The following is a 13,909-nucleotide window of genomic DNA, read 5'->3' as shown; positions in this document are numbered from 1 at the left end:
ACTACAATTTTACCTAGAAAAAACAAATGAAGAGCACTTTAGTGATTGATATTGAGGCGGAAAAGCAGGAAATCTTAAAAAGGTATCGTGCGCTTTTGCGTGCTTCTAAATCTACATTACAAAAAGGAGACAAGAAAGAAATTAGAAAAGCATTCGAAATGGCGCTTGAAAGCCATAAAGATATGCGTCGAAAGTCCGGTGAACCTTATATTTATCATCCTATAGCTGTTGCCCAAATTGCTGCAGAGGAAATTGGATTGGGTACAACATCCATTGTATGTGCTTTATTGCATGATGTTGTTGAGGATACAGATATTACATTGGATGATATTGAGCGTGAGTTTGGCAAGAAAACCGCTAAGATTATTGATGGTTTAACCAAAATATCTGGAGTTTTTGATTACAATAGTTCGTTACAGGCTGAGAATTTTAGAAAAATGCTCTTAACCTTAGCAGATGATGTTCGTGTAATCTTAATTAAACTTGCGGACCGCCTGCATAATATGCGTACCATGGATTTTATGCCGAGGCAAAAGCAGCTAAAAATTGCTTCGGAAACCATTTATTTATACGCTCCCCTTGCTCATCGATTAGGATTATATGCGATTAAATCTGAATTGGAAGATTTATCAATGAAGTATCTTGAGCCTGATACGTATAAATTCATCGCCACTCAGTTAAATGAGAAAAAAGCAGAACGAAATTTATTCATAAAAACATTTGTAGAGCCTGTAAATGAAATTTTAGCTGAGCAGGGATTGGTAGCAAATATCTTTGGCCGTCCAAAATCTATCCATTCGATATGGAATAAAATGAAAAAGAAAAATATTCCTTTCGAAGAAGTATATGATCTTTTTGCCATTCGAATTATTTTAGATAGTGCGCCTGAACATGAAAAAGCAGATTGCTGGAAAGCCTATTCTATCGTTACTGATTTATATCGTCCAAATCCAGATCGTTTACGAGATTGGGTCTCATCTCCAAAAGGGAATGGGTACGAATCATTACACACTACAGTAATGGGTCCTAAAGGCCAATGGGTTGAAGTACAAATTCGTACGCAACGAATGAATGAAATTGCAGAAAAGGGTTTTGCTGCGCATTGGAAATATAAAGAATCGAGCAACGATAACGGATTAGACCAGTGGATTCAAAAAGTTAGAGAAATGCTAAGTAATCCGGAAGCTAATGCACTTGACTTTTTAGATGATTTTAAAATGAATCTCTTTTCTGATGAGATTTTCATTTTTACCCCAAAAGGCGCCTTATTGCAATTGCCTCTAGGGGCAACAGCTCTTGATTTCGCTTTTGAAATTCACACCGATGTAGGCGCTAGATGTATTGGCGCTAAGGTAAACCATAAATTGGTACCGCTTTCTCATAAGTTACAAAATGGCGATCAGGTAGAAATTATCACGTCTAGCAAGCAAGTTCCTAAAGAAGACTGGCTAAATATAGTAGTTACTGCTAAGGCCAAATCAAAAATTAAGTCATCCTTAAAAGAAGAAAAACGGAAAATTGCTGAAAATGGTAAGGAAACGTTAGAGCGCAAACTCAAATCTTTAAAAATTACATACAATACTGATAACTTAAATAAACTCACGTATTTCTTTAAGCTCCAATCTACACAAGATCTTTTCATCGCGGTAGCTAATGGAAAAATTGAGTTGAAAGATTTAAAGGATTACCTCTCTAGTGAAAAAGAAATTGAGAATCGTGGTAATGATTATAAAAACGATGGTAAACAGGTTGAGGCTTTATTAAACAAAGTTAAGGGTCCCGAATCTGATATTTTATTAATTGGTGAAGATTTACAAAAGATAGATTATACACTTGCAGCTTGTTGTAACCCAATTCCTGGCGATGATGTTTTTGGATTTGTAACGGTAAACGAAGGCATTAAAATTCATCGTACTAATTGCCCAAATGCAGCCCAGCTGATGGCAAACTATGGTTACAGGGTAGTAAAAGCAAAATGGAACGGTCAACAAGAACTTACATTTTTAACTGGTTTACATATTATTGGAATTGATGATGTAGGGTTAATTAATAACATTACAAAAGTAATTTCTAACGATTTTAAGGTAAATATGCGTTCTATTACAGTTGATACAAATGATGGAATTTTTGATGGATCGATTATGATTTTTGTAAATGACAAAGAGCATTTAGATAATTTGATTAAAAATTTGCTAGAAGTAAAGGGTGTAACCGGAGTTACAAGATTTGATGCCCAATAACTACAATTAGCTAATTGACAAAATGTATTAACAATCTTTACACTTTGTTAATTATTAATCGGTAAAATCATTTTAATCGGTGTAATCATTTACATACCTTTGGAGAGGAGTTTAAAACTATGTCTGGACAGAATACCAATGAGTTGGTTAGAAAAATATTTGAAGCCTATCTCGAAAATAAAAACTTAAGAAAAACCCCTGAGCGTTTCGCCATTTTAGAAGAAATTTATTCTAGAAATGATCATTTCGATGTAGAGACGCTTTACATCCATATGAAAAACCAAAAATATCGTGTAAGTAGAGCTACGGTTTACAATACGCTAGAACTATTAGTATCATGCGATTTAGTAACCAAACATCAGTTTGGAAAAAACATGGCGCAATTCGAAAAATCTTATGGATATCATCAGCACGATCATGTTATATGCATCGATTGTGGTAAAGTGGTTGAGTTCTGCGATCCACGTATCCATCAAATTCAAAGTATGGTTGGAGATTTATTAAAATTCGACATTAAACATCATTCTTTAAACATGTACGGAGTTTGTTTTGATTGCAGTGCTGCTGCAACAATTAAAGCAACAACCGCTCAAAAAAATGCAAACTAATTATTCAATTCATAACATTTCTATTTTTTAATTTAAAATAATGACGCAAGTAGACGTACTACTAGGCCTGCAATGGGGCGATGAGGGCAAAGGAAAAATTGTTGACGTTTTAAGTCCACAATACGATATGATAGCCCGTTTTCAAGGTGGTCCAAATGCTGGTCACACATTAGAGTTCGACGGTAAAAAATTTGTACTAAACACTATTCCTTCTGGAATTTTTAATGAAGGCATCATGAACCTTATTGGTAATGGTGTAGTGATTGACCCAATTATTTTAAAAAGAGAATTAGATAATCTAAAAAAAGCTGGCCATGATCCAGTAGCAAGCGGAAAATTAGTAATTGCTCGTAAAGCACATTTAATTTTGCCGACGCATCAATTATTAGATGCAGCAAATGAGCAAAAAATGGGAGCTGGTAAAATTGGGTCAACTTTAAAAGGCATTGGTCCAACATATATGGATAAAACTGGCCGTAATGGTTTACGTGTTGGCGATACTACCCTACCCGATTTTAAAGCTCGTTACACTAAATTAGTAGAGAAACACAAAGAAATTCTTTCGCATTACGAATTTGAATATGATTTAACAGAAAAAGAAGCTGCGTTTTTTGAGGCAATAGAATTTATTAAAAACATTCCTCATGTTGATAGCGAACATTTTGTTAACGACTATTTAAAAGCTGGAAAAAAAGTTTTAGCAGAGGGTGCTCAAGGAACTTTATTAGATGTTGATTTTGGTTCTTATCCTTTTGTAACTTCATCAAATACAACAACCGCTGGTGCGTGTACTGGTTTAGGTATTGCGCCAAATAAAGTTGGCAATGTTTTTGGAATTTTTAAAGCGTATTGTACACGTGTAGGTGGTGGTCCATTCCCTACCGAATTAGACAATGAAGTTGGTGAAAACTTACGTCAAATTGGTCATGAATTTGGCGCAACTACAGGTAGAGCTCGCCGTTGCGGATGGATTGACTTACCAGCATTAAAATATGCAATTATGTTAAATGGCGTAACAGAATTGATTATGATGAAAGCGGATGTTTTAGATAGTTTTGAAACTATTTATGCCTGTACTCATTATGAACACAATGGAGAAACAATAGATTATATGCCTTATGATATTATTTCTATTCAACCAAAGCCTGTTTTAAAAGCTATTGAAGGCTGGAAAACAGATTTAACAAAAATTACTTCGCTTGATCAAGTTCCTAGTCAATTAGCTGATTATATCGCGTTTTTAGAAAAAGAATTAGAAGTGCCTATTAAATATCTTTCTGTTGGACCAGACAGAACACAAACGTTAACATTGAGATAACAACAAAATTCTTATAACCAAAAAAGCCCATAGAACTAAAATTCAATGGGCTTTTTTGGTTATAAGCTAGAATTAAAGTTGCATTTATAAATATTTAAGATATTATCTGTTATATTTATTTTTTGAAGCCAAATACTAAATAAATGCGATTCCTCTCAAGTCTGAATACTTATTATCGGTTGCTCTTGTTGATAATAAGCACAACAGCATTATTTTTTCTACTTTTTTTATTTCTGTATTTCTATACAAAAAAACAAGAAAAAGAGGTTTACAAATCTGCTTATAAAGAATACCAGAATGAGGCTAACTCGATTTTTGAGTTAAATTCTAAAACACATATTGCTGCAATTATAGATGTTACTTTTTGGGATGAGTTAGTAGAATTTACCAAAACCAGAGATCAAAAATGGTATAAGAATTATATTGAAAAAGAGTTTCCTACTTACGAAGTAGATTATATAGGTATTTTTGGTTTAAACCAAGAATTACTAAACAAAACTACATCTTCCAAATTAAAATCTATTGATTTTATCCCTAAGCAAATTATGCCAACTCTTTATAAATCGAAGTTGGTTCGATTTTATATGAAAATACCTGAAGGAGTAATCGAGGTTTTTGGGGCTACAATCCACCCATCAGATGATCCTAAAAAGAATAGATCAAAGCCATCAGGGTATTTTTTTATGGCTCGACTTTTAAATCAAAATTTCATTCAAAATTTAGAAAAAATATCTAGCTCAAAAATTAAAGTAAATGATACAAATTATCCGAATTTAAATGATGGAAATTCTATTGAAGTCAGTTTAAATTTAAAAGATTGGAAAAGTGATGTGGTTGGCAATTTGAGTTTTGAAAGACCATTTAATTTAAATTTTTATAACACAAAGAAAATACTCTTTATTATAATTATTGCTACAATTCTAAACTTCTTAATTTATTTTTATTATTACAGAAGATGGATTTACAAACCTTTAAGACTCATTACAAGTACCTTAGAAAAGGAAAATGAAAGTTCTATTTTAAGTTTAAAAAAGACACATGGAGAGTTTAAACACATTGGAAATCTCTTTGAGGAAAATAATAAGCAAAAAAAGCAATTAGAAATAGCTAAAGAAAAGGCTGAGGAAAGTGACAGGCTAAAGTCCTCGTTCTTGGCAAATTTATCTCATGAAATTAGAACACCAATGAATGCCATTATGGGATTTAGTGATCTACTTAATGACCCTAATTTAAACCAAAAAGACAAAACGGATTACTTAAAAATAATTAGAAATAGTGGAAAGAATTTGATTTCAATTATTGAGGATTTAATAGAAATGTCGAAGATTGATTCAAAGCAAATCGCTCCGAATTATCAATCTCTTGATTTAGATAAATGCATTTCAGAATTACACCGTGCCATTAAAATAACCATTCCAGAAGAAAAAAGCATAGAATTTTTAATTCATGAGAATAAAGAACCCTTAAAACATAAAATTCTTACAGATGAAATTAAATTAACCCAAATTTTAACAAACTTAATTACTAATGCAATCAAATTCACCCAAAAAGGGCATGTATCTATTGGTTATAAAGTAAATGAAGAAGACAAACTTTTAGAAATATGGGTAGAAGATTCAGGATTAGGTATTAATGAGAATAATGTGAAAATCATTTTTGATAGATTTAGGCGAGTGGAAGACGAGTTCTCCGTAGAAATATCAGGATTAGGTCTGGGACTATCTATAACAAAAGCTTATGTTGAATTATTAGGTGGATGTATTAATGTCAAATCAACGCCAGGAATTGGTTCTACATTTTCAATTATCATTCCATTGAAATATGATGAATCAATAGTAGATGTAGATTCAGTAAAAAACATTTACAAATTAAGCAAAGCTGAGAATGAAACGATTCTGATTGCTGAAGATGATGACATTAATTTTTTATTGCTCAAGAAAATACTTCAATTGAAAAACTATAAGATTTTAAGAGCAAAAAATGGACAAGAAGCAGTTGAAATTTGTACAAACAATGCCAACATTGATTTAGTCTTTATGGATATTAAAATGCCCATTATGAATGGCTTTGAAGCTTTCGAGTTAATAAGACAGTTTAACAAAACAATACCTATAATTGCAAATACCGCTTATTCTTCATTTGAGGACAAAGAGAAAATTATAAATTCAGGATTTACAAATTACATTTCCAAACCATTAAATAAGAACGAAATATTTTATTTATTAAGTTCCATTTTTGGTTAAATATCTTACAAATTCATTTTTTAGTCTTTTAAAATTTGAAGACTTATCCAGCATTGCTAAACACATTTAATTATCTTTACGCTGATAAATGAACAACGCTGAAATTAATGTGTTTAAACAAAAAGCCTTGCAATGGGCAACTTCATTTGAAGTGTATTGTTGTTTAGATTCTAATAAATATAGTGACCCTTATACGCAATATGATTGCTTGATTGCTATCGGGAGCGACCATACTTTAGCAGCAAATGCTGGAAATGCTTTTGATAAACTTCACTCTTTTTATGAAGAACATAAAAATTGGATGTTCGGTTTATTGAGTTATGAACTTAAAAACGAAGTTGAAGATTTAAGCTCTCAACATACAGATCAATTAAATTTCCCAGATTTATTTTTCTTTATACCCACTTATTTAATCGCTTTGCAGGGAGATGAAATTAAAGTAATTAAAGGCGATCCTTCAATTATTGAAATAATTCATCAGATAAAACTTAATCATTCAACTTCAAAACCCAATTTAAAAATTGAAAGTAAGTTTGATAAAGAAACGTATATCGAAACAGTTGAAAAATTAAAAACTCACATTAAGCGAGGTGATATTTACGAAATCAATTTTTGTCAGGAGTTTTTTGCAAACCATGCTGAAATAAATCCACTGGCTGTTTACAATGAATTGAATACCCTATCTCCTACTCCATTTGCAGGATTTTTTAAAATTAATCATAAGTACATTTTATCGGCAACTCCAGAGCGTTTTTTATGCAAACGTAATAATCGTTTAATTTCTCAACCTATAAAAGGCACTGCAAAAAGAAGCAAAAATTCTGTTGAAGATGAGCAGATTAAAATTGCTTTAAAATCAAGCATTAAAGAACAGGCTGAAAATGTAATGATAGTAGATTTGGTTCGCAATGATTTAACCAAAAGCGCTGTTCAAGGAAGTGTTAAAGTTGATGAATTATTTGGCATTTACACTTTTCCTCAGGTTCATCAAATGATATCTACAATTAGCTGCGAACTTAATCCAACCACTCATTTTATTGATGCCATAAAAAATACTTTTCCGATGGGATCTATGACTGGCGCACCAAAAATAAAAGCGATGGAATTGATAGATGCATATGAAAAAAGCAAAAGAGGTGCTTTTTCAGGCTCTTTTGGTTGTATTAGTCCAAGTGGCAATTTTGATTTTAATGTTATTATCCGCAGCATTTTATATAATGAAAAAGAACAATATCTATCATTTCAAGTTGGTGGAGCAATAACCTACGCAGCAGATCCAGAATCTGAATATGAAGAATGTTTGTTAAAAGCTTCAGCTATTTTGAAAGTTTTAGGGCAATAAAAAGGGAGAAATCTCTTTCTCCCTTTGTTATATTTTTATTTTAATTTTATCTGCTTTTATAATATTTCATTGCTTCTGGCAAATCTCTTTGAATTTGTGCAATTCTAGACTCATCAGTTGGGTGAGTGCTTAAAAATACAGGTGGTTTCGCTCCGTTAGAACTGGCTTGAGACATTCTTTGCCAAAAACCTACTGCAGTAGAAGGATTATATCCAGCCATGGCCATAAATGATAATCCCATTTTATCCGCTTCTAACTCCTGATTTCTACCATACTTTAAAATAGTCAATTGACCACCTATCCCATATAATTGATTAACGACTGCTTGTGTGGTTTCCGATTTATTTGATGTAGCAACACCAACTGCTGCACCGCCAACTTGTGCCAATGCCATTTGAGAAGCTCTCTCTGCAGAGTGTTGTGCAATAGCGTGGGCAATTTCATGTCCCATTACAGTGGCTAACCCTGCTTCATCTTTAGTTATGGGTATAATACCAGTATAAACAGCAACTTTTCCTCCTGGCATACACCAAGCATTAATTTCCTTACTTTCAATTAAATTAAACTCCCATTTATAGTTTTTAATCTGCTCTCCATATCCATTTTGATTCATGTATTGAGTTACCGCAGCGGCAATTCTCGCCCCAACTCTTTTCACCATTTGAGTTTGAGAAGAATTTGTAGAAACAACTTTTGTACTAGGATCGCTTAACAACTGCGCATATCCAATAGCTGCTTGTTGCTGTAATTGCGAGTCATCTATTAAACTTAATCTACTTCTGCCAGTTAAAGGAACTGTAGAACAAGAAGATATTGCTAACAAACCAGTTGCAAGACCTATTATCATTAATTTTTTCATAGTAAATAGTTAAATTTAGAGCGTATCAAAGGTTAAATCTATTAGTATTTCTTTTTAACAAATATCATGGTAGATAGTTTGAAAAAGTTTTAACCCTGCTTCTTTTTAAAAAGATAAACTTTCGATTCTTTGCCTTTAAGTAGCCTTTCCAAATTCTTTTGGTGGGTGACTAAAATAAGTAAGCAAACACACATCCCGTACAATACTTCAGATTTCACCGAAGACTGAAAAACAAACACTACACTTATGGGGAAGGTAAATCCTGCACATATCGAGCTTAGCGATACATACTTTGTCGTTAATAGAACTGTCACAAAAACAATAACACACAACATTGCTGCAGCTGGATTAACTGCTAGAACCATCCCAAATAGTGTGGCAACTCCTTTCCCTCCTCTGAAGCCGGCAAAAACGGGAAATAAATGTCCCATTACTGCGATTACTCCAAGAGCCAATTGATAATTTACGAACTGAGTTGAGTTATGTGGTCCTGTTACAGATAAGCCAATAAGGTGTGCAAGATTAGTAGCGGTATAACCTTTAAAAATATCGATGAACATTACGGCTATTCCCGCTTTTTTGCCCAAAACACGAAAGGTATTTGTAGCACCAGCATTCCCACTACCATATTCCCTTACGTCAACGCCATAAAAAGCCTGACCTAACCATACTGCTGTTGGTATAGAGCCGAGTAAATAAGCAGCAATTAAAGCTGAAATGGAATAGATCGAAATCATGACCTACAATTATACTAAAAAAATAAGATTCAAGATGGTAGAATTTATAGGGTTAAACTGCTTTTAAACTTAAATCTAAACTTTTTACAGAATGAGTTAAAGCACCCATCGAGATATAGTCAACGCCACATGCCGCATACTGTGCTACATTTTCTTCGACAATCCCTCCAGAAGCTTCTGTAATAAATCTGCCATCAATTAAATCAACTGCCTCTTTTAACAAGGGTAATTCAAAATTATCAAGCATAATGCGATCAACATTTCCTTGAGCTAAAACTTGATTTAATTCATCTAAGTTTCTAACCTCAATTTCTATTGCTAATTTTTTATGTGTTTGTTTTAAATAATTGTTTGCTGCAATAATGGCATTTGTAATTCCGCCAGCATAATCAACATGATTATCTTTAATTAAAATCATATCATATAAACCAATGCGATGATTTACACCCCCACCAATTTTAACTGCCCATTTCTCTAAATAGCGTAAACCTGGTGTTGTTTTGCGTGTATCTAAAACTTGCGTTTTGTAAGGCTTTAATAACTGCACGATGCGATTAGTTTTAGTTGCAATACCACTCATACGTTGCATGCAATTCAATACTAATCTTTCTGCTAATAAAATTGAATGAGTACTTCCTTCTACTGTAAAAGCAATATCGTCGTGTTTTACTGCAGCGCCATCTTGTAGCATAACATCAACTTTTAAGGAAGAGTCTACTTGATTAAAAATCTCGAGCGCAAGTTCAACTCCGGCCAAAATTCCATCTTCTTTTACAATTAACTTTGCTTTACCTAGAACGTTAGCAGGTATAGTAGAAAGCGAAGTATGGTCACCATCACCTACATCTTCGGCAATAGCATTTTTGATAAACTGATCAACTAATTTTTTATCCAAAACAGTAAAATTTAATTCAAAATTAGCAATTAACTGTTTAAAATACTATTCCTTGTCAGGCTCAATTCTTAATTCGGTGATTAAGAAAACGTTAGCAGGGTTTTTCTTTAAGGTAATTGTTACCCTAAATTTCCCAGTTTTGGCAACTACAGAAAATATGCCTAAGCGATAGTTTGGGTTTGTACTTAAGCGATGTATTATGGAACTTTTATTTGGTGGGTTTTTTACGAAAAAATCTTTTAAAATCTGTTCTGCCTGTGCTTTACTGTATACATCTTCTTGATCTATGATGATTAATTCTACAGATGCTGCAAAGTTTTTAGCAATTTCTTTAGAGTTTCCTAATTTAAATTGCACAGACAAATCGTCAATAATATCTGCTTGTAGCGTATTATTTGAGGGAAAATGCAGGAGTAACAGCAACAACGCAAGTACCGGTTTCATCATGTGTGTTATAAAACTAACAATTCTTTAGCTAAAATTATGCCATTTATTCAATCATAATGTTTAAAAACTTTCTATTAAAGCCTTAATAGGTTTATATTTGTGATGGTAAATGATGAATTAAAATCGAAGTTATTATTCGTTTATCCGATACAAAAATTTAAAAATGAAAGCTAAAAAACTCATACTGTTAATTCTTGATGGCTGGGGCTACGGAAAAAAAGATAAATCTGATGCCGCTTATATTGCCAATACTCCATTTTTCGATTCTATTTTAAAAAAATATCCAAATTCTAAGCTAGAAGCATCTGGCGAAGCCGTTGGTTTACCTGCAGGACAAATGGGCAATTCGGAAGTTGGACATATGAATTTAGGTGCTGGCAGAGTAGTTTATCAGGAATTAGGCAGAATTAATAAAGCAATTGCCGATAGAACTTTGCACAGTAACGAGACCTTAGTAAATGCCTTTAACTATGCAAAAGAAAATAATAAAGCAGTTCATTTTATAGGCTTAGTATCTGATGGAGGTGTACATGCCCACATCAATCATTTAAAAGCATTATGTGATGCAGCCAACGAAAAAGGGTTAAAAGATGTTTTCATTCATGCTTTTTTAGATGGACGAGATACAGATCCAAACTCTGGCTTAGGTTTTATTAGAAATTTAGAAAATCATTTAAAAACCGCTACGGGTAAAATTGCCAGTATAATTGGTCGTTATTATGCAATGGATAGAGATAACCGTTGGGAACGAGTGAAATTAGCCTATGATGTAATGGTTAATGCAGTTGGCGAGAAAGCTAGCAATGCCGAAGAAGCTATCCAAAAATCATATAATGAAGGTATTACCGACGAGTTTACCAAACCAATTGTTCTAACCAATCCAGATGGAACACCAACTGCTACCATTAAAGCAGATGATGTGGTAATTTGTTTTAACTATAGAACAGACAGAGGTCGCGAAATTACTTCGGCGTTAAGCCAAAAAGATTATCCAGATTTTGGAATGAAAAAATTGCCTTTGTACTATGTAACCATGACCACGTACGATGAAAGTTTTGAAAACGTTAACGTTGTATTTACAAAAGACGATCTTTCAAATACTTTAGGCGAAGTGTTAGAAGCACATCATAAAAATCAAATCCGCATTGCAGAAACAGAAAAATATCCTCACGTTACATTTTTCTTTTCTGGTGGAAGAGAAAAGGAGTTTGAAAATGAAAAACGAATTTTAGTGCCTTCGCCAAAAGTGGCTACGTACGATTTACAACCAGAAATGAGTGCTGCTGGAATTACTTCAGCTATAAATAAAGAACTAGAAAGTGGTTGGCCAGATTTTGTATGTTTAAATTTCGCTAACCCAGATATGGTTGGACATACCGGCGTTTTTGATGCTGTTGTTAAAGCAGTAGAAACAGCGGATGCTTGTGCAGAACAAGTTGTAACAACTGGTGTGGCAAATGGATATTCGTTTATTATTTTAGCAGATCACGGTAATTCGGAGTTTATGATTAATAATGATGGCTCTGTAAATACGGCACACACAACGAATTTAGTTCCATGTATTTTAATTGATGAAGATTACAAAAGCATTGCTGATGGGAAACTAGGTGATATTGCTCCTACTATTTTAAAAATTATGGGTATTGATATTCCTGAAATCATGACAGGAAATTGTTTAGTCTAATGAAGAAACTCATTTTTGCTTATTGTGTGCTTTTTTGTAGCGCATGTACGTTAAAAGAACAAGATAAAATATCAGCTAAAACATATTTTGATATGGAAAGCTATTTTAAACAAGAAGCGACACGTTTAACAAAAGCAAATCAAGCTATTGATAAAACGGTATTTGTAAATGGCAAAGCCGAAGAAAAAAAACTATTAATCAAAAACTGGGAAAAGGAATTTAGATCATTTATCGATGCAGATATTAATAAAGCATCGTGGAGAGGTTCTTTTAAATTAACCAAAACAGATAGTATAACAACATATACTTCAAATAGCGAAAAAATTCCTGTTAAGAAACTAGAAATAACCTATAAAGGCAACAAATTGATGGCTATTAAAGTCTTTGTAACCAACACGAATGATTTATATACATCACAAGATAGTTTGAGTTATTATCCAGATAGTTTATATCAGATAAAAAAGACACAGCACATTAAGCTGATGGATGAAAAGAAATATCAGATTACTGGTAAGTTTAAATAGGTTTTCTTCTACACTCGTCATTCCCACTCGATTGGGAACCACGAAGTGCTCAGAGCAGCTAATCCTAATGCAATAACAGGCATTTTTATCGCTTTACGATTCCCGTTTTCACGGGAATGACGGACAAGAGATAAGAAAATCCTTTGCAAGCATTTGTTTCCTTATTCTTTTTTGTTATTCAGTGCACTAAAAACGATTGACAATTCATCACTAACATGACACAATGTGCTTGTAAGGACTAAAAATGAAGCATTAACAAAATACCACAGAAAAAAATCATAAAAAAATTTGCGTAGTTAAATAGCTACGCATATATTTGTAGTCAAATAACTACATAAATGAATTTAAGACGAGATGTATTTCAAGCTATAGCGGATCCAACGAGAAGGGCTATCTTGATATTGGTTGCTTCACAATCTATGACAGCAGGTGCAATCGCATCGAACTTTGATACTGCAAGACCAACCGTTTCTAAACATTTGCAAATACTTACCGAGTGCGAATTGTTGCAGCAAGAACAAAACGGAAGAGAGATTTCTTATCACATCAATGCAAAAAAAATGAAAGAAGTGGCCGATTTTATTGAACCCTTCCGCAACATGTGGGACGACAGATTTAATAAATTAGAAAGTATAATGAAAACCTATCAGGATAAAAAATAACACGGTATGGAACGAAAAACAAAAATTAATGCTGAGGAAGGGAAACAGGAATTACACATTACACGGGAGTTTGATTTACCATTAGACTTGCTTTTTAAAGCTTATGTAGAACCAGAAATTGTAGAGCAATGGATGGGAACAAGAGTATTGAAATTGGAAAACAAAAATCATGGTGGTTATCAATTTGAAACGACTGATCCAAAAGGAAATAAACATCGCTTTAATGGCGTAATCCATGAATTTATACCAAACGAGAAAATTACGCGAACCTTCGAAATGGAAAATACCCCATTTGGCATCCAACTTGAATTTTTAACCTTTGAAAAACTGAACGACGATACTAGCAAACT

The 13,909-nt window shown here is 33.1% G+C and carries 13 protein-coding genes; 9 read left to right on the top strand and 4 right to left on the bottom strand.

The window, feature by feature from the left end; translation table 11 throughout:
* Nucleotides 1-26: 26 nt before the first annotated feature.
* The 5 genes from WC622_RS06370 (at nucleotide 27) to WC622_RS06350 (ending at nucleotide 7,751) form a co-directional block, all read left to right on the top strand.
* On the top strand, nucleotides 27-2,240 hold the full coding sequence (locus WC622_RS06370; RefSeq protein ID WP_372818369.1) for a bifunctional (p)ppGpp synthetase/guanosine-3',5'-bis(diphosphate) 3'-pyrophosphohydrolase: 2,214 nt from the start codon (nucleotides 27-29) through the stop codon (nucleotides 2,238-2,240).
* Nucleotides 2,241-2,359: 119 nt separating this feature from the next.
* Nucleotides 2,360-2,848: a Fur family transcriptional regulator gene (locus WC622_RS06365; protein ID WP_182922160.1), complete on the top strand. Its 489-nt coding sequence runs from the start codon at nucleotides 2,360-2,362 to the stop codon at nucleotides 2,846-2,848.
* A gap of 40 nt (nucleotides 2,849-2,888) precedes the next feature.
* Nucleotides 2,889-4,166 carry an adenylosuccinate synthase gene (locus tag WC622_RS06360; protein WP_372818367.1) on the top strand — a complete coding sequence of 426 codons (1,278 nt, stop codon included), beginning with the start codon at nucleotides 2,889-2,891 and terminating at the stop codon, nucleotides 4,164-4,166.
* 143 nt (nucleotides 4,167-4,309) lie between these two features.
* Nucleotides 4,310-6,409, top strand: coding sequence for a response regulator (locus WC622_RS06355; RefSeq protein ID WP_372818365.1), 2,100 nt, complete (start codon nucleotides 4,310-4,312; stop codon nucleotides 6,407-6,409).
* A gap of 88 nt (nucleotides 6,410-6,497) precedes the next feature.
* Complete coding sequence (locus WC622_RS06350) at nucleotides 6,498-7,751, top strand: anthranilate synthase component I family protein (RefSeq protein ID WP_372818363.1); 1,254 nt, start codon at nucleotides 6,498-6,500, stop codon at nucleotides 7,749-7,751.
* Nucleotides 7,752-7,797: 46 nt separating this feature from the next.
* Here the strand turns inward: WC622_RS06350 and WC622_RS06345 are convergent, their stop codons facing one another.
* The 4 genes from WC622_RS06345 to WC622_RS06330 all read right to left on the bottom strand — a co-directional run bounded on the left by WC622_RS06345 (nucleotide 7,798) and on the right by WC622_RS06330 (nucleotide 10,689).
* Complete coding sequence (locus tag WC622_RS06345) at nucleotides 7,798-8,610, bottom strand: M48 family metallopeptidase (protein WP_372818361.1); 813 nt, start codon at nucleotides 8,608-8,610, stop codon at nucleotides 7,798-7,800.
* 89 nt (nucleotides 8,611-8,699) lie between these two features.
* Nucleotides 8,700-9,347: a glycerol-3-phosphate 1-O-acyltransferase PlsY gene (gene plsY, locus WC622_RS06340; protein WP_372818360.1), complete on the bottom strand. Its 648-nt coding sequence runs from the start codon at nucleotides 9,345-9,347 to the stop codon at nucleotides 8,700-8,702.
* Between the two features lie 52 nt (nucleotides 9,348-9,399).
* Complete coding sequence (gene nadC / locus WC622_RS06335) at nucleotides 9,400-10,242, bottom strand: carboxylating nicotinate-nucleotide diphosphorylase (protein WP_372818358.1); 843 nt, start codon at nucleotides 10,240-10,242, stop codon at nucleotides 9,400-9,402.
* A gap of 45 nt (nucleotides 10,243-10,287) precedes the next feature.
* Nucleotides 10,288-10,689: a DUF4783 domain-containing protein gene (locus WC622_RS06330; protein WP_372818356.1), complete on the bottom strand. Its 402-nt coding sequence runs from the start codon at nucleotides 10,687-10,689 to the stop codon at nucleotides 10,288-10,290.
* A 163-nt stretch (nucleotides 10,690-10,852) separates the two neighbouring features.
* On the opposite strand from WC622_RS06330, the gene gpmI reads away from it, so the two are divergent.
* The 4 genes from gpmI to WC622_RS06310 form a co-directional block, all read left to right on the top strand.
* The gene (gene gpmI / locus WC622_RS06325) at nucleotides 10,853-12,373 is read left to right on the top strand and encodes a 2,3-bisphosphoglycerate-independent phosphoglycerate mutase (protein ID WP_372818354.1); all 1,521 of its coding nucleotides are present in this window, start codon (nucleotides 10,853-10,855) and stop codon (nucleotides 12,371-12,373) included.
* Entirely contained in the window at nucleotides 12,373-12,897 is a 525-nt protein-coding gene (locus tag WC622_RS06320; RefSeq protein ID WP_372818352.1) for a hypothetical protein, read from the top strand. Before gpmI ends, WC622_RS06320 begins: the two co-directional genes overlap by 1 nt.
* A 338-nt stretch (nucleotides 12,898-13,235) precedes the next feature.
* Nucleotides 13,236-13,559, top strand: a complete 324-nt coding sequence (locus WC622_RS06315; protein ID WP_372818351.1) for an ArsR/SmtB family transcription factor — start codon at nucleotides 13,236-13,238, stop codon at nucleotides 13,557-13,559.
* Between the two features lie 6 nt (nucleotides 13,560-13,565).
* Nucleotides 13,566-13,909 (top strand): SRPBCC domain-containing protein (locus tag WC622_RS06310; RefSeq protein ID WP_372818349.1); only part of this gene is annotated, 344 nt, incomplete at its 3' end.

The organism is Pedobacter sp. (assembly GCF_041662865.1).
Taxonomy (GTDB): Bacteria; Bacteroidota; Bacteroidia; order Sphingobacteriales; family Sphingobacteriaceae; genus Pedobacter.
This window is presented reverse-complemented; position numbering and strand designations above follow the sequence as displayed.